Here is a 19,509-nt window from a genome sequence, read left to right on the forward strand (position 1 = left end):
AGCTCACCCCCGTCCGGAGGCTGCGACCCCCGTCCAATCCGTCCGGTGGAAACTAGGTGAATCATGGCTCAGACAGACGAACCGGCCGCCAAGGCCTCTGGACGTCGTGTCCCGAAAAGTGGGAACTCCAAGCGCGACATCGGAAAGCTCAGCCCGACCGTCCGCCGCCGGCGTATCGGCACGACGCTGCGGGAGATGCGCCTCAAGGCCGAGCGCACCGCGCAGGAGGCCGCCGACGTCCTGGAATGCACGACTTCGACGATCTACCGCATGGAGTCCGGCAACGTCGGCATCAAGCCGCGCGACATCCGCAAGCTGGCCGAGATCTACGGCCAGGATCCCGACAGCCCCGAGATCCAGGAGATCACGCGCATAGCGGGGGAGTCGCGCCGGCGCGGATGGTGGGCCCGCTACTCGGACTCCATCCTTCCCGCCTACTCGACCTACGTCGGGCTGGAGTCCGGCGCCTCCAACCTCAACGTTTACGACGGCCTCATCATCAACGGGCTGCTGCAGACCGAGGATTACGCGCGCGCCACCTTCGCGCTGGCGACCGAGGAGGGCAAGGACCTCATGGAGAAGCGCATCCAGCTGCGGCTCGAACGCCAGGAGAGGCTCGACAGGGACCTCAACATCTGGAACATCGTCGACGAGGCCGCCCTGCGGCGCATAGTGGGCGGTCCGGGGACCATGGCGAAGCAGTTGCAGCACCTGCTCGACATGACCGAGAAGGAGAGCGTCAACGTCCAGGTCCTGCCCCTCGCGGCGGGCACCTACCCGGGGATGCTGGGCTCCTTCACGATCATGGAGTTCGGGGAGGAGACCGAGGGCTACCGGCACCCCGAGGTCGTCTACGTGGAGAGCCACAACGGCGACATCTACGAGGAGGGGGAGTCCGTGCGGCCGTTCCAGACCGTCTTCAACAACCTCCGCTCGATCGCCATGGGGCCCGTGGAGAGCCGCAAGTTCATCAGGCGGTGCCTGAAGGACATCACAGACTGAGGGCGGCGGTCGGCTCGAAGCGGGCCGACCGCGGCTTCCTCCCGGGGCGCATCTCTGCGCGCCCGGGGAAGGACCTCATGAGGGGGCTCGATCTGGCCGATATCGACGGCGCACTTCTACGCGCCCCGGGGCGAGTCCTCATGATCGTGCTCGACTTGGCCGACATCGGCACCGCATCTCTCTCCGTCCGCGCGGGTCCTCATGATCGTGCTCGGCCTGGCCACCATCGACGGCGCACCTCTACGCGCCCGGACGGTTCCCGGCGGTCCCGGCACCGCCGGCCCCGGTCGGTACCTGCTCATGCGCACAAGACAAAGCCCGGCGGAACCCTCAGGTTCCGCCGGGCTTCGTGTCGGTTTGCACATTTCGGAAGCGGCCGGGCCCCTTCGCCCCGATCGTCGACCGGGGTCCGAACCGGCCTTCCCGCTAACTGGACCAGAACACCACTCGGAAGGTGCGGCAAGCCAGTCGGTCCGTCGCTCAACGCGACAGGACCGCCTGCCAGTCGGCGGACGAAGCGCGCAGCACAGGGCTGTCACTCAACTTGGAGTCCTTGACCTCAACGGCCTTGTCGGCGAGGCGGACCTCGACGCAGGCGCCGTTGTGCCCCGAACGCGAACTCTTCTTCCACTCGGATGTCAGCATGTTTTCCTCCTTGTTCGGGAAGACAGTTTGAGTCCCCAGGTTGGTCTACCATAACGCATGTACAGACTTTTACGGCGTCGCCAAAATGTCAGTATCGGATTACTGACACCCTCACACTCCGTTACCAATCTGGGGTCTCACATGCTGATTTATCTCCATCGGGTTCTATTTGAATCGTACTATGTGTTATGTGAAAGTCCTCTTCTAGCAAGGATTTCGCGTCGCGGAGCACGTCCGCGTGGTCGCTGTCGGGCTGTGCCACAAGGTGGACTGTAGCCGCGTCCATACCCGACGTGAGCGTCCATACATGCAAATCGTGAACTTCCTTTACGTCTGGGAGCGCGTCCAGGAGGTGGATCACTTCGGGAATGTTCACCCTTACGGGTGCGCTCTCCAGGAGGATACGGACGGCGTCGCGGCCGAGGCGGTAGGCGCGCGGCAGGATGAACAGTCCGACGGCGCTCGCCAGCAGGGCATCCGCGTAATACCACTGGGTAAAGTAGATGATCAGGCCCGACACCAGGACGGCGATGGAGGACAGCGCGTCGCCCAGGACCTCCATATAGGCCCCCCCGGACGTTGATGCTCTCCTTCGCGCCCGGCATGAGGAGGAAGAGGGCCGTCACATTGGCCGCCAGGGCCCATCCGCCGGCGACCATCACCGGAAGCGACTGCACCTCCGGAGGGTTCCCGAACCGCATGGCGGCCTCGTAGATGACGTAGATCGCCACCCCGAACAGCAGCACCGTGTTGGCCAGCGCGGCGAGGACCTCCAGGCGGTAGAAGCCGTACGTGCGGTGCGTGCCGCGTTTGGCGTGGCGGACGGCGAGGATCGCGGCCAGCGCCATGGAGATGCCGACGGCGTCCGTGGCCACGTGCGCGGCGTCGGACAGCAGGGCGAGCGAGTTGGTCAGCCAGGCGGCGATGCCTTCTACGGCGACGGTGGTCAGCGACAGTCCCAACGCGATCCACAGGCGGAAGCGGTGCTTCTCGCCCAGCGACTGGGTCGGGGGTCCGTGGCTGTGTCCTGCGCCCATGTGAGCGCCTCCTTCTGTTCGGCCGGGATGGCGGTCGCCGCCCGTGGGCGGTGGTTCCGGGCCCCGCCGAGAGGGTCGGGAACCCGGTGTTCGCGGGTGCCGGTCCGACTGCCGAGCCTATCGGCGTCGACTGCGCGGCCCGTTCTAATGCTAACATGCGCATTATCGCATATGAAGGGCCTCCGAGCTGGGATCCTGGGAATCGGACCGCGTCGCCGCCTCCTCCGGCGACCCCGGGCGGGTGGATCTCGGCCCCGCCCCTGGTGCCGGATGCGCGGCCGCCTATAGCCTGGGAGGCGCCCACCCGTTCTTTCTCACCGAGGGCCGGAGGAGGGCGGTGTCCCGGTCCTGTCGAGAGGACCGGTGTCCACAGAGTCGGAACGCGGGTCGCCGCGCGATCACGGGCCTCGGGCCCGTCTTCGCTGCCCGTCGGGCGTCCGGAACCGGGGCGGTGTGCACGGTGGGGAAGCTGGAGCCGTCTTCGCCCGCATCGGGCGGCCGGAGGACGCGGCCGGCTCATCGAGAGCAGATCTTCCGGCCGATCATGTGGATTCGTCGTATTCAATCCACTGGTAGAGGAATTTTCATAAAATGCTCTCAGGGTTCAGAGTGTCGGCACCGGGGGACTACCTGCTGCCGGGGTGAATGGCCTACCATTGAAAGAGACAAAACTTCACGACTGCGTCACGGAGGTGAACTCATGCAAACCGCTATCATGGTCGCCCTCGTTTCGTTCGGAGCAGTTGTCGCCGTCGTGCTCCTGGCCGCACTCGTCCTGGGACTCCGCTCCCACCTCGAGACCAGGCGCAAGCGCAAGGCACGCGCCAAGTCCGACGCGGAGGCCTGGACCGAGCTGCTGGCCAACCAGCTCGCCATCATTCCCCGAGTTCAGGGGAACGACGATGCCAAGTCGGCGGTGGAGCGGTCCAAGCGGCTCCTGGCCGAGGCCAGGGAGTCGCTCACGACCGCCAAGGGCGTACGGCAATTCGAACAGGCCCGGGCGTATTCGCTGGCGGGGTTGAAGTATTTGAACCACGCGCGCCGGGTGCTCGGTAAGGCCCCCGGACCGACCGGCCCCGTGCCGATCAACACGCGCAAACGGAGCAGGCGCCACGAACTGGCCGACCAGGACGTGCCGACCGGTCAGTGGACCGGCTGAGAGTTCCGGCGCACCCCGCGTGGTGAGAGAGTAGCGGCCGCGAGAGCGAGAGCTCCGCGGCCGTTCTCTCTGTCCGGAGAACGACGCGGACTGAGGGGCGCCGCCGGGACGGCCGACGCCGCACGCGGCGCCCGAAGTCCCTGACGCCGCACGCGGCGCCGGAAGCCCCCGGCGATCGCGGCCGCTGCGCCGGCCAACGCGCCCGGAGCACCGCCCCGGAAGTGCGAAAGCCGCCCCCGGGCATGGAAAAAGCCGGGAGCGGAGTCGGTGCGACTCGCGTCCCGGCCTCTTCGGACAGTCCTCAGCCAGCCTGAGAGGGCTGCCCTATCCCTGTTTGGCCTCAATCGAGAACCTGGCGGAAATGAACCGAGCCAGCAGGGTGAACAGGAAGACGATGGCGATCAGCGTCAGGGCCGCGCCCCAGGCCCGGTCGGTCGAGCCCGCGAACGGCTGGGAGGCGTTGCCGAAGATCTGCGCGGCCAAGGTCGTGTTGCCACCGGCGAAAAGGTCCGGGTTGACCGCGTAGGTGATGCCGACTGTGACGATGATCGGCGCGGTCTCGCCCGCCGCGCGGGCGATGGCCAGCAGCGAACCCGACGTGAGGCCCGAGGAGGCCGACGGGAGCACCACCGTCATGATGGTGCGCCACTTCGGCGTGCCCAGGGCCGCCGAGGCCTGCCGGTACTCGTCCGGCACCAGCTTCAGCATTTCCTCGGCCGAGCGGATGACGATCGGCAGCATCAGGCAGGCCAGCGCGAGAGCGCCGCCGAAGCCGTTGCGCTCGCCGACGTTGACTACCCAGACGACGTAGATGAACAGGCCCATGACGATCGACGGGACACCGGTCATGACGTCGGACATCATGCGGATGAACCGCGCCAGGGGCGAGTTCTTGCCGTACTCGTTGAGGTAGACGGCGCCGAGGATGCCGACCGGAAGCGCCATGAGCGCGGCCATTCCGGTGATGGTCAGCGTTCCGACGATGGCCGGGGCCATGCCGCCGCCCTCGACGCGGTAGTTGCGCGGGATGTCGGAGGTCAGGAACTCGAGGCTGAGCGACGAGCCGCCGCGGGCGATGACCTCGTAAGCGACGTAGCCCAGCGGGATCGCCGCGACCAGGAGGCAGGCCGCGATGGCCAGCGTGGCGGCGCGGTTCTTCGCGTTGCGGACGGCGCCGATCGACTTGCTGCTGAGGTCCACCTGCCGGGACTCCTTCGGAGCGGGTGCGAGGGTCGTCATCACTGGGCTCCCTTGAACTTGGCCTCGGCGCGGCGGACGATGACCCGCGCGACGATGTTGACGAGGACTGTCGTGGCGAACAGGACCACGCCGATGCCGATCAGGGCGTCGGTGTGGAGGCCGGTGGACTCGCCCCACTGCTGGGCGATGACGGCGGCCATCGAGTTGCCGGAGGCGAACATGTTGCCGGAGATGTGGAAGGCGCCGCCGACGATCAGGGTGACGGCGATGGTCTCGCCCATGGCCCGGCCGAGGCCCAGCATGGACGCCCCGACGAGTCCGCCGAAGGAGTGGGGGAGGACGGCTCCCTTGATCATCTCCCAGCGGGTGGCGCCCAGCGCGTAGGCGGCCTGCTTGTCGATGTCGGGCACGGTGTCGAACACCTCGCGCGCCATGGAGGTGATGATCGGGATGACCATGATCGCCAGGACGATCCCGGCGGTGAAGTAGGTGCGCCCGCTGGTGACGTCGCCGAAGACCGTGTTGAGGACGGGGATCGGGCTGACGAGGTCCGACCACCAGGTGTAGAGGCCGGTGAGCTTGGGGGCGACGACCAGGACGGCGACGAGGCCGAAGACCACCGACGGGACGGTGGCGAGGAGGTCGACGATGAGGACGATGCCCTTCTTGGCCTTGCGCGGGGCGACCTCGCTGATGAAAAGCGCCAGGCCGACCGACACGGGCACGGCGACGACCATGCCGATGAGGCTGGTGACGAGCGTGCCGTACAGCATCGAGAGGGTTCCGAAGATCTGCTCGTTCGGAGCCCAGCGGCTGCCGGCCAGGAAGTCGAGGAGGCCCTCGTGCCGCAGGGCCGGCATGGCCCGCAGCGTGGTCGAGATGAGGATGGTCGCGAGGACGACGAGGACGGTCAGGCCGGCTCCGAGGACGAGCCATTTGAAGGACCTGTCCGCCAATCGGGTCTTGGCGCGCGGCTCTAGGTCCGGCGTGGGCGGGCTTATGGCACTCAAGGTCTGCTTCTCCAGATTCTCAGTTGTCCGGACCTGTAGGCCGGCGGTCCGGTCGGTTCAGCCGGACCAGGTGGCTGGCGGTCCGGCACTGTCCCCGGGCCCCCGGCCGGCGGTTCCTCGCGGAGCCGGCGGCCGGGGACCCGGAAGGGCCCGCCCTGTCGGGAAGGCCCTCGGTGCGTTACTTCTCTTCGGCCTCGCCGTCACCCTCGCCGCCGAGGGTCGCCTCGACCGCGTCGAGGGCCTGCTGGCGGAGGCCGTCGGGGAGCTGGGCGAACCCGGCGTCCTCGGCGTACTGCTGCCCGTCGGTGAGCAGCCAGGTCACGAAGTCCTTGACCTCGGCGGCGGTCTCGCCGTCCTGGTCGGTGTGCAGGAGGAGGTAGGTCGGGGCGGTGATCGGGTAGGCCTCGGCGCCCGCGGCGTTCAGCGGGTTGTAGCTGAGGTCGTCGGCGATCTCGGCGCCTTCGAGGCCGGCGGTCGTGCCCGCGAGGGTCGGGGCGGTGAACTGGCCGTCCTTGTTCTCGATGTTGGCGGTCACCAGGCCGGTCTCGGTGGCGTCGGCGAAGTCGACGTAGCCGATCGCGCCGGGCGTGTCCTGGATGGCCTGGGCGACGCCGGTGTTCTTCTCTCCGGCGATCGCGTTGGACGGCCACTCGGCGGTGTCGCCGGCGCCCAGGGTCCAGGCATCGGTGGCCTCGTCGAGGAACTTGGTGAAGTTGCCGGTCGTGCCCGAGCCGTCGGAGCGGTGCGCGACGGTGATGTCCTCGTCGGGCAGCTCGACGCCCTCGTTGTCGGCGGCGATCTCGTCGTCGTTCCAGGAGGTGATGTCGCCCTGGAAGATCTTGGCCAGGGTCTCCTGGCCGATGTTGAGCCCGTCCACGCCCTCCAGGTTGTAGGAGACCGTGATCGGGGCGGCGACGGTCGGAATGTACTGGTAGGAGCCCTCTTCCGGGCCGTCGTCGGTGCCGACCAGCGAGTCGGTGCCGGCGAAGTCGTTGAGGCCCTCGGCGAAGTCGCTCTTGCCGGTGCCGGAGCCGACGGCGTTGTAGCTGATGTCGGAGTCGGAGTTCTCTTCGAGGTACTTGGTGATGGCGACCTGGTAGTAGGCATCCGGGAACGAAGCGCCGGTCCCCTCGATGGTCGTGGAACCCTCACTGCCTCCGCCGCAGGCGGCGAGACCGAGAGCGAGGGAGCCCGCGGCGAGGGTCGAGAAGGCGGCTCGACGGCGCATGTGAATTTTCACGGTATCTCTCTGTCCTTTTCCATTCTTTCTCTGTCACGCCCCATGAAAATGGCTCAGGGCGTACGCGGGACGAAAGGAAGTTGAACTAGAGGTAAACTCGGAAGGGACTTTTGGCTAAAGTGCGCTGGACCACCACTGTTCGGGTCCGATAGGGTTTAAATGACCGTTTTCCCCCCGCGAACCCCCGAGAAGGAATCCGATGCCGACCCTGTTCGCCGTACTCTACGCCGCCGCTCTCGGAACCGACGTCGCCGCTATCGCCACCGGCGCCGACGACCTGCGGTGGTTCTCGAAGCTCGCCCTCATGCCGCTGCTGGCGCTCTACTTCCTCGCCCTCTCGCGCGGAAGGCGGGAGCGGCTCGGCCTCGTCCTCCCCGCGCTGGTCGCCGCTTGGGCGGCCGACGCGGCGCTGCTGCGGGGCGACGAGATCTCGTTCCTCGCCGGCATCGCCCTCTTCGGCGTCATGCAGGTGCTCTACATGTGGATCTTCATCGGCCGCGGCGCGGTGGCCGGGGTGCGCGAGCACTGGCGCCTGCCGCTGGGCCTGCTCGTCTTCTGGGCGGCGTTCAACGTCTACTTCTGGGGCGCCTTCGGCGACTTCGCCGCGCCGGTGGCGATCTACAGCGCGCTGCTGGTGGGCATGGCGGTGCTCGCCGCGGGGCTGCGGGACCGGTGGCTCACCGCCGGGGCGCTGGCCTTCGTCGTCTCCGACCTCATGATCGGGCTCGACCTGGCCGACATCGACTTCGCGGGGCGCTCCGGCGCGATCATGGTGACCTACGCCGCCGCGCAGGTGCTGATCATCGGTTCGCTGGTGCGGATCACGCGGACCGATCGAGACGGATCTCGCCTGTCACCAGGTACACCACTTGGTGTGCGACCTTGACGCAGTGGTCGCCGAACCGCTCGAAGAAGCGGGCGAGCAGGGCCGCGTCGACTGCCGCCTGGGCTCCGTAGTCCCAGGTCTCGAAGGAACCGTGGACGGTCTCCTGCAGGGCGTCGAGCTCGTCGTCGTCCAGCGACAGCTGCGAGGCCTCCACGGTGTCGAGCGTCTCGAGCACGCGGGTGGTCTTGTCGCCGATCCGCACCGCGGCCCGGGCCATGCCCTCGTACTGCGGGCGCAGGAACTCCGGCACCGCGGGGAACGGGGCGCGGTCGATGACCGTCTGGGCGATGTGCTTGGCGTAGTCCGCCGCCCGCTCCAAGTCGATCGTGATGCGCGCGGCGCCGAGGATGAAGCGGAGGTCCTGGGCGACCGGCTGGTAGCGGGTCATGAGGTCCACGACGAAGTCGTCCACCTGGTACTGCAGGCGGTTGATCTTCCCGTCGCCCACCACGGCCTTCCGGGCCAGGTCGACGTCGCCCGTGGACAGGGCCTCGCCGGCGCGCTCCATGGCGCGGGTGGTGCGGCGCGACATGTCGACGAGGAGCTCGGCCAACTCGTCCAGTTGCTGGTGAAATACGTTTCCCACGGCTGTTCTCACTTCATATGATCGACTGCGCCCCACGGTAAGGGGATGAGCGGACGACAAGGTGAACAGAGGGTTGACCGCCCATGGCCGGAAAATGGCCTCCTCCGCCCGAATCATCGTACTATGCCGGATCGGTCCGGTTCCCGGTCCGGTTCGAGGCCTCCCGAGCGTTAGTATTATTCATATTGCGGCCCAGGGAATCCTATTCAAAATGCGATTCGCAGTCGCATGAGGACGGTGATACGTCGGCGGAATGCGTCCGGGTGACGGTTCGGGAGACCGTTTCTCAGTCCATGACCCCGAAGACCGACCCGGCCGGCGAGGCCAGGACCGCCCACGTGCTCGCCGGAGACGGACTGGCGGGAACGACGACCGAACCGCCCAGCGCCACGGCGCGGTCCACGGTCCGCGGCACCGATTCCGCGCCCCAGAAGACCGTCCAGTGCGGGCTCTCCCCGGCGGCGACCGTCCGCACCGAGCAGAAGGCCCCGGACTCCTCGGGCGCCGTCATCTCCAGGATCGTTCCCCCGTCCGGCATCGGGGACGATCTGCTGCGCCATCCGAACAGGTCGATGTAGTAGCGCATGGCGTCGACCGGATCCCCCGGCGCCCCGTAGGAGAACCAGACCGGCGCCGAACGCTCGTGCGACGCCTGGAACCCGAAGTCGCCGCCGCCGTGCTCGACGATCCCGAACATCTCGCCCTGAGGGTCCTCCACCAGCGAGAACGTCAGGTCGCCCAGGTCGGTGATGCCCATGACGACGCTGCCTCCCAGGTCTCGGGCCAGGGTCGTGCTCGCCGCGCAGTCGGCGACCTTGAACGACAGCGTCCACACCGCCGGGGAGTCCGGGCTCTCCGGCCGGTTGGGGGCCAGGCCCGCCACGTGGCGCCCGTCCGGCAGGCTCATGACCCGGTAATGGCCCATCTCGGGTCCCAGGTCCTCCGGCGTCCAGCCGAACAGGCCCGTGTAGAAATCCTGGTCGCCCGCGATGTCCGCGGCGTTGGCGTCGGCCCAGAACGGGGCGCCCTGCGAGATGGCGGCGGTCATGGCGTGTCGTCCTCCTCGGCTCGGGTTAGGCCGGCCGGACCCGTCTCGGCCCGGCGCCGGCGTCACCGGATGATCGGTCGTCCACGGCGACTCCGCCCCGCGGCGGCACCGTGTTCCGAGGCGGATCCGCTGCCCGGAAGGGGCGACCGTTCGTCTAGGGACACCATGGCACGAGCGGGACCGCAAGGAGGTGGGAACTGGTCGCATTCACAGCGGACATGCAGAACGGTCGGATCCCGCCGAACTCCGTACCAGGGGCGATACGGGACCGCGGTGGAGAGGGGGATGACAAGCCGCGTCGGGGCGGGGCGCGGGCCCCGACGAAAGTGGCCGGCCGGGGGAACTCCCTCGGAGCACCCCCGGCCGGCCCGACGCGCTAGAAGGAACGAGCGCTCCACTCCAACTCGCGGCGGAAGCTCCGGGGAGAGGTCTCCCCGTCGATGAGGGCCGCCTCCACCCCGGCCATCCGGGCGAAGTCCTCCCACACCTCTGCGGTCAGCGCCTGGGAGAAGCACGTGTGGTGCGGCGCCCCGGCCTGCATCCACGCCTCGGCCGACACCTCCAGGCTCGGCCTCGGCGTCCAGACCGCACGGGCCACCGGCAGGCGCGGCAGGTCCTCCTCCGGGGCCACCACGTCCACCTCGTTGACCACCAGCCGGAAACGGCCGCCCAGGTCCGTCAGGCCCACCACGGTCCCCGGACCCTCCGGCGCCGTGAACACCAGCCGCACCGGATCGGACTTCCCCCCGATGTCCAGCGGATGGATCTCACAGCTCGGCCGCGCCGAAGCGATGGACGGGCACACCTCCAGCATGTGCGCGCCCAGCACCTGCGGATGCTCCGCGCCGAAGTTGTACGTGTAGTCCTCCATGAACGACGTGCCGCCGTCCAGCCCCCGGGCCATGGCCTTGCCGATCCGGACCAGGATCGCCGTCTTCCAGTCGCCCTCGGCGCCGAAACCGTAGCCGCGCTCCATCAGGCGCTGCACCGCGATCCCCGGCAGCTGCGGCAGCGCCCCCAAGTCCTCGAAGGTGTCGGTGAACGCCCCGGCGCCCGTCTCCTCCAGGAACGACGCCAGCGCCAGCTCGATCCGCGCCGCCGCGACCAGGTCCGAGCGGCGCTCGCCCCCTGCGCGCAGCTCCGGCACCAGGTCATAGGCCTCCTCGTACTCGGACACGAGCGCGCCCGCCTCGGCGTCCCCGAAGCCCGCCATGCGGTCGGCGACCTCGGAGATCCCGTAGCCGTTGACCGCCGGGCCCAGGTCGATCTCCGCCGACACCTTGTCTCCCTCGGTCACCGCCACCCGGCGCATATTGTCGCCGAACCGGGCCACCGAGAGCCTCCTGGCCTCGGCCAGCCCGCAGGCGGCCCGGCACCAGGAGTCGAGCCGCGCCCTGACGTGCTCGCCGCCCCAGTGCCCGACGACCGTCTTGCGCGGGACGCCCAGGCGGGTCAGGATGTGGGCGAACTCCCGGTCGCCGTGCGCGGCCTGGTTGAGGTTCATGAAGTCCATGTCGATCCGAGACCACGGCAGGTCGTGGTTGAACTGGGTGTGCAGGTGCAGCAGAGGCTTCGACAGCCGCTGCAGGCCCGAGATCCACATGCGCGCGGGGGAGAACGTGTGCATCCACGCGATCACGCCCGCGCAGGAGTCGTCGGCGCCGGCCTCCGTGATGACGCGGCGGATCGAGTCGGGCGTGGTCACCACCGGCTTGAACACGACCCGCGCCGGCAGCCTCCGGCCCGACCCGTCCGGGGCGTCCAGCTCCTCGGCCACCCGGCGCGCCTGCCGCTCGACGGCCTCCAGCGCCTCGGGCCCGTACAGCTCCTGGCTCCCGGTCAGGAACCACACTTCCATTCCGCTCGCGTCGACGCTCATAGCCTCAGTCATCCTTCCCCTCGGCGGCACCGGCGCGCTCGCGCGACGCGGCGCCCGCCGGACCCTTCTTCTGCCCGTAAACGTTCTGATAGCGGTCGAACAGCGAGTCGACGTCCGCACCGGAAATCGGCTCCACCGCCCCCATCTGCTTCGCGATGTGCACCGTCCGAGCTACGTCCTCGCACATCACCGCCGCCTTCACCGCGGCCTTGGCGTCCTTCCCGATCGAGAAGACCCCGTGCTGCCTCATGAGCACCGCCGGAGAGCGGCTGCCCTCGAGCGTCTCCACGATCCCCTCGCCGATCGACTCGTCGCCGATCAGCGCGAACGGCCCCACCGGGATCTCCCCGCCGAACTCGTCGGCCATCGCGGTGATGACGCACGGGATCGGCTCCCCCGTCGCCGCCCAGGCGGTGGCGTAGGGGCTGTGGGTGTGGACCACCCCGCCGACGTCGGGCCGGCGCCGGTAGACGTAGGCGTGGCTGCCGGTGTCCGAAGAGGGCGACGCCCCCTCGTCGACGGGAACCCCGTCCAGGTCGCACACCACCATCGACTCCGGGGTCAGGTCCTCGTAGGACACCCCGGAGGGCTTGATGACCATGAGGTCGGTGCCGGGGACGCGGGCGCTGACGTTCCCCGCCGTCCACGCGACCAGTCCCCACCTGATCAGTTCTCCGTGCAGTTCGCAGACTTCCCTGCGGTACTTCTCCACCATGTCGGACATAGTCGTGTTCGCTTTCGTCGTCTCGGATTCCGCTCGACGTGGGCCCCGCACTCGCGCCGTCACGACTGCGCGTCCCGAGCGATCTGCTTGAGCCGGTGCAGGATCTCCGTGCCGCCCCGCCCGAAGTGGTCGTGCAGCTCGCAGTACTCGCGGTAGAGCTCGTCGTACCGGGCGGCGTTGTCGGGGTTGGGGTGGTAGGCGTTGCGCCGCACCGCTCCCATGGCCTTGGAGGCGCTGCGGATGTCCGGGTACACCTCCGCGGCGACCGCCGCGTGGATCGCCGAGCCGAGCGCCGGCCCCTGCGGGTTGGTCAGCACGTTCAACGGCCGGTTGAGCACGTCGGCGTAGATCTGCATGAGCAGCTCGTTCTTCAGCAGGCCCCCGGCGACGGTGATGTCGGTGACCGGGACGCCGAACGTCGTCAGGCTGTCGATGATCTTCCGCGCCCCGAAGGCCGTGGCCTCCAGCAGCGCCCGATAGATCTGCTCCGGGCGGGTGGCCAGCGTCAGGCCGGCGATCACGCCGCTCAGGTCGTGGTCCACCAGGACCGACCGGTTGCCCGAGTGCCAGTCCAGGGCGATCAGGCCGTGCTGGCCCACGTTCTCCTCGGCGGCCAGAGAGCTCAGGTAGTCGTGGATGGACTGGCCCCGCTGCTCTGCCAGCTTCGAGTAGGAGTCGGGGATGTTGTTCTTGGTGAACCACGCGAAGATGTCGCCGACGCCGGACTGTCCGGCCTCGAAGCCCCACAGGCCGGGGACGATGCCGTCGCGCACCACTCCGCACATGCCCGGCACCTCGGCCAGGAGGTCGCCGTTGACGACGATGCAGGTGCTGGTGCCCATGATCGCCACCAGCTGACCCGGGTCGACCGCCTGAGCGGCCGCCGCCGTCACGTGCGCGTCGACGTTGCCCACCGCGACGGGGGTGCCCACGCGCAGCCCGGTCCACTCGGCGGCCCTGGAGCTCAATCCTCCCGCGCGCCCGCCCAGCGGCGAAAGCGGGAAGTCGAGCTTGGACTTGGCGAAGTCGGCGAACTCCGGGTGCAGGGCCGCCAGGTAGTCGCGCGAGGGCCAGCCGTCGTCCTGGTAGATCCCCTTGTACCCGGCGGTGCAGGTATTGCGGTTCTCCTGGCCGGTCAGCTGCCAGACGATCCAGTCCGCCGCCTCGATCCACCGGTCGGTGCGGCGGTAGATCTCGGGGTCGTCCTCCAGGACCTGGAGGGCCTTGGCGTACTGCCACTCGGAGGAGATCTTGCCGCCGTAGCGGCGGATCCAGTCCTCCTCTCGGGCGTGGGCGAGCTCGGTGATCCGGTCGGCCTGGTCCTGCGCCGCGTGGTGCTTCCAGAGCTTGGGCCAGGCGTGCGGACGGGCTCGCAGCTCGGGCAGCTCGCACAGCGGGGATCCCTCGGCCGTGGCGGGGAGGACGGTGCAGGAGGTGAAGTCGGTCGCGATGCCGACGATGTCGGCGGCGGTCCTGCCGGACTGCTCCAGCGCTTTGGGAACGGCCCGGCTGAGGACCTGGCGCCAGTCGTCGGGGTCCTGGAGGGCCCACGAGGCGGGCAGCCGCTGGTCGGATTCGGGCAGGTGGTGTTCGATGCTGCCGTGGCGGTAGACGTGCTCGACGCTAGCGAGCTCGGTGCCGTCGTCGGTCGACACGACGATGACCCGGCCCGACAGGGTGCCGAAGTCGATGCCGATGACGGCGGAGGACGATGGGTCGGCCATAGGGTGGTTCCTTCCCCGGGGAGTGAGGTCACTCGGAGCAGAGCGGCGGGTTCCGGAGGAGCGGAGTGGTACTCCCCGCGGGGCGCCGTGCTCGTGGCCGTCACTGGTGGACAGGTCTGCTTGAGTCTTGAACGAACAATAAACGACAAAAACAAACAAGTAAAGCCCGCCCCGGGGCTTTTCCGGGCTGAGATTCGGGACCGCCGACGCGGTGCCGCCTCGGTTCGATGTCCACTCGCACGAAAAACCACCAGTCTTCCACAGAGTTGAACACACTGGTCACCGCAGTCGGGCCCGGCGCCGTCCAGCACTCGGCCGCAGGGCGACCGTGCCGACGGAAATGAACATTCCCGGCCGGTCGGCATCCCCGGACCCCCGAGGGGATCGCGAAGTTTTACGGACATGTTACGCGGATATGGCTGAATCGTTATGAATCACTGCGGCCGCTCTGTTGACTCGCCCTCAGTTCAAACATAGAATCAGGCCAATAAACAACAAATTCACACAAAATCGAAAGGCTCATGATGTCCGAGAACTCCGCGGCGAACCCCGCGACTGACCGAATCACGAGTTCACAAGGGCGTGCGGCCCACAGTGATAACAGCCCCTCCCCGCGCTCGATGAGCGGTGCTGATCGAGCGAACAAGAATCAACATTTCTTCCGCGGGGCCGCCCGTTCCGGCGTCACCCGACGCCTCGTCGGCGGCCTCGCCGCCACCGGCCTCCTCCTCGGACTGGCCGCCTGCGGCGGCGACTCCGGCGGGTCCGACGACGGCCTCGTCATCGGCTTCGTCCAGGTCGGCGCCGAGTCCGCCTGGCGCACCGCCAACTCCGAGTCCGTCCGCTCCTCGGCAGGGGAGGACGACCGCATCGCGGAGCTGAAGTTCATCGACGGCCAGCAGGACCAGGCCAAGCAGCTGGAGGGCATGCGCAACCTCATCACCCAGCGCGTGGACGCCATCGTCCTCGCCCCCGTCGTGGAGACGGGCTGGACCGAGGTGCTCGAGGAGGCCCGGGACGCCGACATCCCCGTCCTCCTCGCCGACCGCAGCGTCGAACAGTCCGACGAGGACCTGTACGCCACCCGCCTGGGCTCCGACTTCGTCGAAGAGGGCCGCAAGGCCGGCGCGTGGGTCACCGAGGAGTTCGCCGACGCCGACGGCACCGCCGTCCTCGAACTCGAGGGCACCGTCGGATCGGCCCCCGCCAACGACCGCAAGGCCGGGTTCTACGAAGTGCTCGACGGCGAGGGCTTCGACTACGACCTGCTGGACAGCCAGTCGGGGGACTTCACCGCCGAGGGAGGCAAAGAGGTCATGGAGGTCTTCCTGCAGAGCCACGACCCCGAGGACGTCGACGTGCTATACGCGCACAACGACGAGATGGGCCTCGGCGCGATCCAGGCGATGGAGGAGGCCGGAGTCGAGCCCGGCGAGGACGTCCGGGTCATCATCGTCGACGGCTCCGCCGCCGGCTTCCAGGCCGGCGCCGACGGGAAGGTCGACTACATCGTCGAGTGCAACCCCGTCTTCGGCGACCAGCTCATGGACCTCGCGGTCGACGTCGTCGGCGGCGAGGACGTCGACAAGTACGTCCCCGTCGAGGAGTCCGCCTACGGCCCCGACGAGTTCGCGGACGAACTGCCCAACCGCCAGTACTGACCGGCCCGCGCGACCGGGAACACCCTAAGGAACCACCATGCCACCCATCATCCGCATGAAGGGCGTCTCCAAGTCCTTCACGGGGGTCGCCGCCCTCGACGGCGTGGACCTGACCCTGCGCGCGGGGGAGGTCCACGCCCTCATGGGCGAGAACGGAGCGGGCAAGTCCACGCTCGTCAAGGCCCTCACCGGAGTCCACCGCCCCGACTCGGGGACGGTCGAGCTCGACGGCCGGCCCGTCTCCTTCCACCACCCGAGGGAGGCCCAGGAGGCCGGGATCGCGACCGTCTACCAAGAGGTCAACCTGACCGAGAACCTCACCGTCGCGGAGAACCTCTTCGCCGGGCGCGAGCCCCGCCTCGGACCGTTCATCCGGTTCCGCGCCATGCGGAAACGCGCCGAGGAGGCCCTCGCCCGCGTCGGACTCGACCTCGACGTCACCGCCCCGCTCTCCACCCTCTCCATCGCCGTGCAGCAGCTGGTCGCCATCGCCCGCGCCGTCGACATGGACGCCAAGGTCCTCGTCCTCGACGAACCGACCTCCTCCCTCGACCAGGACGAGGTGCGCCGCCTGCTGGACACCATGCGGCGCCTCGCCGACGACGGGACCGCGCTCGTCTTCATCTCCCACTTCCTCGACCAGGTCTACGACGTCTGCGACCGGATGACGGTCCTGCGCAACGGGACCCTCGTCGGCGAGTGGCCGACCGCCGACCTCCCCGAGGCCGACCTCATCGGCCGCATGCTCGGCCGCGAATCGACCTCCCTGGCCGGACTCGAGGAGCGCCGCCGCGAACGCGAACCGCGCGACGAGGTCCTCCTCTCCGCCACCGCCCTGGGGCGCAAGGGCGCCGTCGAACCGTTCACCGTCGACCTCCGCCGAGGCGAAGTGCTCGGCCTCGCCGGGCTGCTCGGCTCCGGCCGCACCGAGACCGCGCGGCTCCTGGCGGGCGCCGACCCCGCCGACGCCGGGACCCTCGCCGTCGACGGACGGACCCGGCGCGGCCACAACCCGCGCAACGCCATCGCCGCGGGCATCGCCTACTGCAGCGAGAACCGCAAGACCGAGGGCCTCCTGCCGGACCTCACGGTCGCCGAGAACATCACCGTCGCCCTCCAGGCCTCCCTGGGATGGGCGCGGCCGATACCCGCCGAGAAGCGCCGCACCGTCGTCGCCGACCTCGTCGAACGGCTCGACATCCGCCCGGCCGACCCCGACATGCCCGTCCGGAACCTCTCCGGCGGCAACCAGCAGAAGGTCCTCCTGGCCCGCTGGCTCCTGACCGAGCCGCGCCTGCTCATCCTCGACGAGCCCACCCGGGGCATCGACATCGGAGCCAAGGCCGACATCCAGAACCTCGTGGCCGAGCTGTCCGGCCAGGGCATGTCCGTCGTCTTCATCTCCGCCGAACTCGACGAGGTCGTCCGCCTCTCCGACCGCATAGGAGTCCTCAAGGACCGCCGCATGATAGACATCCTCGACAACACGCCGCAGACCACCGCCTCCACCATCGTGGACACCATCGCGGGAGGGGCGCGACCGTGACCGACGTGAACACCGACGGGCCCGCCGCCGGCGCGGCCGAGAAGAAGGCCCCCGCGCGCCGCCCCTCCCGGGGACTCCTGTGGCCGCTGCTCATCCTCGCCGCCCTGGTCCTGGTCAACGTCATCGCCACCGGAAGCGTCGACTTCGTCCTCCCGCAATGGCAGGACGGGCGCATGGGCGGCCCCTTCGTCACCGTCCTGCGCAACAGCGCGCCCCTCCTCCTGGTCGCCCTCGGCATGACGCTCGTCATCGCGGTCAAGGGCATCGACCTCTCCGTGGGGGCCGTCTACGCCATAGCCGCGGCCGTGGCCTGCCAGTTCCTCATCGGAGGCGACCAGCAGGCCCTCGGCCGCGTCGTCCTCGCCGTCGCCCTGGCGCTGGCCGTCGCCGCCGCCATCGGGGCGTGGAACGGCACCATGGTGTCGGTCTTCGGAATCCAGCCCATCGTCGCCACCCTCGTGCTCATGATCGCCGGCCGCGGCATCGCCCAGCTGGTGACCGGCGGCCAGATCCCCAACGTCGACGACGCCGGCCCCTTCGGAGGGCTCGGACGCGGGTCGGTCCTCACCGTCCCCGTGCCGATCCTCATCGGACTCGCCGTCCTGCTGCTCCTCGCCCTGCTGACCCGCAAGACGGCCATGGGAATGCTGCTCGAAGCGGTCGGCGGCAACCCCGAGGCCAGCCGGCTCTCCGGCATCCGCGCCCGCGAGCTCACCCTCGCCGTCTACCTCATCTGCGGGCTCCTCGCCGGACTGGCCGGACTCATCTCCGCGTCCAACCTCGGCAGCGCCGACGCCAACAACGGGGGACTGTGGATCGAACTGGACGCGATCCTCGCCGTCGTCCTCGGAGGGACCGCGCTCACCGGCGGGCGCTTCCACCTCCTCGGCACCGCACTCGGCGTCGTCATCATCAAGACCCTGGAGGTCACCATCATCAACGTCGGCCTCTCCTCCCAATGGCAGTTCACCGCCAAGGCCGTCGTCGTCTTCGCGGTCGCGCTGCTCCAGTCGCCCGAGTTCCGCCGCCGGCTGCAGCCCCCGACACGGAAGAAGGACCGCTCGTGACCAACCCAGTGACCACCGTCCTGTCCAGCGCCGGATCCCGCCGCTACGTGCCGGTCGCGGCGACGCTCCTCCTGCTCGCCGCCCTGTACGCCGGCGGCCTGGCCAACTACCGCAACTTCGACCACCCCCAGGTGGTGGCCAACCTCTTCGTCACCAACGCCGCCCTCCTCATCGCGGCGGTCGGCATGACCTTCGTGATCCTCACCGGCGGCATCGACCTCTCGGTCGGGTCGGTCATGGCGTTCAGCACCATGGCCTGCGCGTGGCTGACCGTCGAGGCGGGCGTGCCCGCGGGATGGGCGGTGCCCGGCGTCCTGCTGTTCGGCATGCTCTCCGGCGGACTCATCGGAGCCGTCATCCACTACTTCAAGGTGCAGCCGTTCATCGCCACCCTCGTGGGGCTCTTCCTCTACCGGGGACTGACCCTGCAGATCTCCGACCGCGACATCTCCGTGCGCGACGTCGAGTTCTTCTCCTGGGGGATGGAGCGCCACCGGTTCGGCGAGGTCAGCCTCCCCAACATCACCTTCGTCGCCCTCGCCACGGCGGTCGTCGCCTTCGCGATCCTCCACTACACCCGCCTCGGGAGGACCGTGTACGCCGTGGGAGGCAGCGAGCAGTCCTCCCACCTCATGGGCCTCCCCGTGGCGCGCGCCAAGATCACCGTCTACGCGATCAGCGGATTCTGCGCCGCCCTCGCCGGAGTCGTGGCCGCCTTCTACACCAAGTCCGCCAACCCGCTGGCCGGCGTGGGATTCGAGCTGGACGCCATCGCCTCCGTCGTCATAGGAGGGACGCTCCTGGTCGGCGGCTACGGGTTCGTCCTCGGCACCGTCGCCGGCGTCATGGTGCTCGGCCTGATCAGCACCATCATCGCCTACCAGGGGAGCCTCAGCTCCTGGTGGGCGAACATGACCGTCGGCGCGCTCCTGCTGCTGTTCATCCTCCTGCAGCAGCTCATCGAGAAGCTCGGCCGCCGAACCGTGGCGGAACGCGCGGCGCCGCCCGGCGCCGAGCCCGCCCGGCCGGAACCGCAGAAGCAGGCCGCGCCGTGAGGCACCGGATCGGCCGGACGCCGAAGGGAGCGACCGTCGC

16 protein-coding genes and 1 pseudogene are annotated in these 19,509 nt (G+C 69.0%); 7 read left to right on the forward strand and 10 right to left on the reverse strand.

The window, feature by feature from the left end:
* Positions 1 to 63: 63 nt before the first annotated feature.
* Complete coding sequence (locus ACFTE1_RS02030) at positions 64 to 1,002, forward strand: helix-turn-helix domain-containing protein (protein ID WP_380620404.1); 939 nt, start codon at positions 64 to 66, stop codon at positions 1,000 to 1,002.
* 480 nt (positions 1,003 to 1,482) lie between these two features.
* Here ACFTE1_RS02030 and ACFTE1_RS02035 read toward each other — a convergent pair whose 3' ends face one another.
* Together ACFTE1_RS02035 and ACFTE1_RS02040 are read right to left on the reverse strand one after the other, a co-directional pair.
* Positions 1,483 to 1,647 (reverse strand): DUF397 domain-containing protein, encoded by a 165-nt coding sequence (locus ACFTE1_RS02035; protein WP_380620406.1) that lies wholly within the window; start codon positions 1,645 to 1,647, stop codon positions 1,483 to 1,485.
* 121 nt (positions 1,648 to 1,768) lie between these two features.
* Positions 1,769 to 2,684 (reverse strand): annotated as a pseudogene (locus tag ACFTE1_RS02040) (cation diffusion facilitator family transporter).
* A gap of 700 nt (positions 2,685 to 3,384) precedes the next feature.
* Here ACFTE1_RS02040 and ACFTE1_RS02045 point away from each other — a divergent pair.
* Positions 3,385 to 3,843, forward strand: coding sequence for a hypothetical protein (locus tag ACFTE1_RS02045; RefSeq protein ID WP_380620410.1), 459 nt, complete (start codon positions 3,385 to 3,387; stop codon positions 3,841 to 3,843).
* A gap of 324 nt (positions 3,844 to 4,167) precedes the next feature.
* Here ACFTE1_RS02045 and pstA read toward each other — a convergent pair whose 3' ends face one another.
* From pstA to pstS, 3 genes are all read right to left on the reverse strand, one after another.
* Positions 4,168 to 5,082: a phosphate ABC transporter permease PstA gene (pstA, locus tag ACFTE1_RS02050; RefSeq protein ID WP_380620412.1), complete on the reverse strand. Its 915-nt coding sequence runs from the start codon at positions 5,080 to 5,082 to the stop codon at positions 4,168 to 4,170.
* Positions 5,082 to 6,053 (reverse strand): phosphate ABC transporter permease subunit PstC, encoded by a 972-nt coding sequence (gene pstC / locus ACFTE1_RS02055; protein ID WP_380620414.1) that lies wholly within the window; start codon positions 6,051 to 6,053, stop codon positions 5,082 to 5,084. The genes pstA and pstC overlap by 1 nt, the downstream gene beginning before the upstream one ends.
* A 178-nt stretch (positions 6,054 to 6,231) precedes the next feature.
* Complete coding sequence (gene pstS / locus ACFTE1_RS02060; protein WP_380620416.1) at positions 6,232 to 7,293, reverse strand: phosphate ABC transporter substrate-binding protein PstS; 1,062 nt, start codon at positions 7,291 to 7,293, stop codon at positions 6,232 to 6,234.
* A gap of 199 nt (positions 7,294 to 7,492) precedes the next feature.
* On the opposite strand from pstS, the gene ACFTE1_RS02065 reads away from it, so the two are divergent.
* A complete protein-coding gene (locus tag ACFTE1_RS02065) occupies positions 7,493 to 8,179 on the forward strand; it encodes a lysoplasmalogenase family protein (RefSeq protein WP_380620418.1) in 687 nt (228 codons plus the stop codon).
* Here the strand turns inward: ACFTE1_RS02065 and phoU are convergent.
* The 5 genes from phoU to araB all read right to left on the reverse strand — a co-directional run bounded on the left by phoU (position 8,115) and on the right by araB (position 14,140).
* Positions 8,115 to 8,765, reverse strand: coding sequence for a phosphate signaling complex protein PhoU (phoU, locus tag ACFTE1_RS02070; RefSeq protein WP_380620420.1), 651 nt, complete (start codon positions 8,763 to 8,765; stop codon positions 8,115 to 8,117). The two genes, ACFTE1_RS02065 and phoU, sit on opposite strands and share 65 nt — an antisense overlap.
* A 286-nt stretch (positions 8,766 to 9,051) precedes the next feature.
* On the reverse strand, positions 9,052 to 9,813 hold the full coding sequence (locus ACFTE1_RS02075; protein ID WP_380620422.1) for a VOC family protein: 762 nt from the start codon (positions 9,811 to 9,813) through the stop codon (positions 9,052 to 9,054).
* A 376-nt stretch (positions 9,814 to 10,189) separates the two neighbouring features.
* Positions 10,190 to 11,692, reverse strand: a complete 1,503-nt coding sequence (araA, locus tag ACFTE1_RS02080; RefSeq protein ID WP_380620424.1) for an L-arabinose isomerase — start codon at positions 11,690 to 11,692, stop codon at positions 10,190 to 10,192.
* Between the two features lie 4 nt (positions 11,693 to 11,696).
* Positions 11,697 to 12,416: an L-ribulose-5-phosphate 4-epimerase gene (locus ACFTE1_RS02085; RefSeq protein WP_380620426.1), complete on the reverse strand. Its 720-nt coding sequence runs from the start codon at positions 12,414 to 12,416 to the stop codon at positions 11,697 to 11,699.
* A gap of 59 nt (positions 12,417 to 12,475) precedes the next feature.
* Entirely contained in the window at positions 12,476 to 14,140 is a 1,665-nt protein-coding gene (gene araB / locus ACFTE1_RS02090; protein WP_380620428.1) for a ribulokinase, read from the reverse strand.
* Positions 14,141 to 14,760: 620 nt separating this feature from the next.
* On the opposite strand from araB, the gene ACFTE1_RS02095 reads away from it, so the two are divergent.
* Genes ACFTE1_RS02095 through ACFTE1_RS02110 form a run of 4 tightly spaced genes read left to right on the forward strand, consistent with a single transcriptional unit; the run spans position 14,761 to position 19,469 of the window.
* The gene (locus ACFTE1_RS02095) at positions 14,761 to 15,801 is read left to right on the forward strand and encodes an ABC transporter substrate-binding protein (RefSeq protein WP_380620430.1); all 1,041 of its coding nucleotides are present in this window, start codon (positions 14,761 to 14,763) and stop codon (positions 15,799 to 15,801) included.
* A gap of 37 nt (positions 15,802 to 15,838) precedes the next feature.
* On the forward strand, positions 15,839 to 17,347 hold the full coding sequence (locus ACFTE1_RS02100) for a sugar ABC transporter ATP-binding protein (RefSeq protein ID WP_380620432.1): 1,509 nt from the start codon (positions 15,839 to 15,841) through the stop codon (positions 17,345 to 17,347).
* Complete coding sequence (locus ACFTE1_RS02105) at positions 17,344 to 18,414, forward strand: ABC transporter permease (protein ID WP_380620434.1); 1,071 nt, start codon at positions 17,344 to 17,346, stop codon at positions 18,412 to 18,414. The genes ACFTE1_RS02100 and ACFTE1_RS02105 overlap by 4 nt, the downstream gene beginning before the upstream one ends.
* Positions 18,411 to 19,469, forward strand: coding sequence for an ABC transporter permease subunit (locus ACFTE1_RS02110; RefSeq protein ID WP_380620435.1), 1,059 nt, complete (start codon positions 18,411 to 18,413; stop codon positions 19,467 to 19,469). The genes ACFTE1_RS02105 and ACFTE1_RS02110 overlap by 4 nt, the downstream gene beginning before the upstream one ends.
* The last annotated feature ends 40 nt before the right edge of the window (positions 19,470 to 19,509 follow it).

Origin of the sequence: Salininema proteolyticum, from assembly GCF_042685645.1 — a bacterium.
In the GTDB taxonomy this organism is placed as follows: Bacteria; Actinomycetota; Actinomycetes; order Mycobacteriales; family Micromonosporaceae; genus Salininema; species Salininema proteolyticum.

Bases quoted from the DNA above. Each gene is read 5' to 3' on its own strand.
- pstA (WP_380620412.1), bottom strand. From the start codon at position 5,082: ATGACGACCCTCGCACCCGCTCCGAAGGAGTCCCGGCAGGTGGACCTC.
- araA (WP_380620424.1), bottom strand. From the start codon at position 11,692: ATGAGCGTCGACGCGAGCGGAATGGAAGTGTGGTTCCTGACCGGGAGC.
- ACFTE1_RS02075 (WP_380620422.1), bottom strand. From the start codon at position 9,813: ATGACCGCCGCCATCTCGCAGGGCGCCCCGTTCTGGGCCGACGCCAAC.
- ACFTE1_RS02065 (WP_380620418.1), top strand. From the start codon at position 7,493: ATGCCGACCCTGTTCGCCGTACTCTACGCCGCCGCTCTCGGAACCGAC.
- ACFTE1_RS02035 (WP_380620406.1), bottom strand. From the start codon at position 1,647: ATGCTGACATCCGAGTGGAAGAAGAGTTCGCGTTCGGGGCACAACGGC.
- ACFTE1_RS02100 (WP_380620432.1), top strand. From the start codon at position 15,839: ATGCCACCCATCATCCGCATGAAGGGCGTCTCCAAGTCCTTCACGGGG.
- ACFTE1_RS02085 (WP_380620426.1), bottom strand. From the start codon at position 12,416: ATGTCCGACATGGTGGAGAAGTACCGCAGGGAAGTCTGCGAACTGCAC.
- ACFTE1_RS02095 (WP_380620430.1), top strand. From the start codon at position 14,761: ATGAGCGGTGCTGATCGAGCGAACAAGAATCAACATTTCTTCCGCGGG.
- ACFTE1_RS02030 (WP_380620404.1), top strand. From the start codon at position 64: ATGGCTCAGACAGACGAACCGGCCGCCAAGGCCTCTGGACGTCGTGTC.
- araB (WP_380620428.1), bottom strand. From the start codon at position 14,140: ATGGCCGACCCATCGTCCTCCGCCGTCATCGGCATCGACTTCGGCACC.
- ACFTE1_RS02045 (WP_380620410.1), top strand. From the start codon at position 3,385: ATGCAAACCGCTATCATGGTCGCCCTCGTTTCGTTCGGAGCAGTTGTC.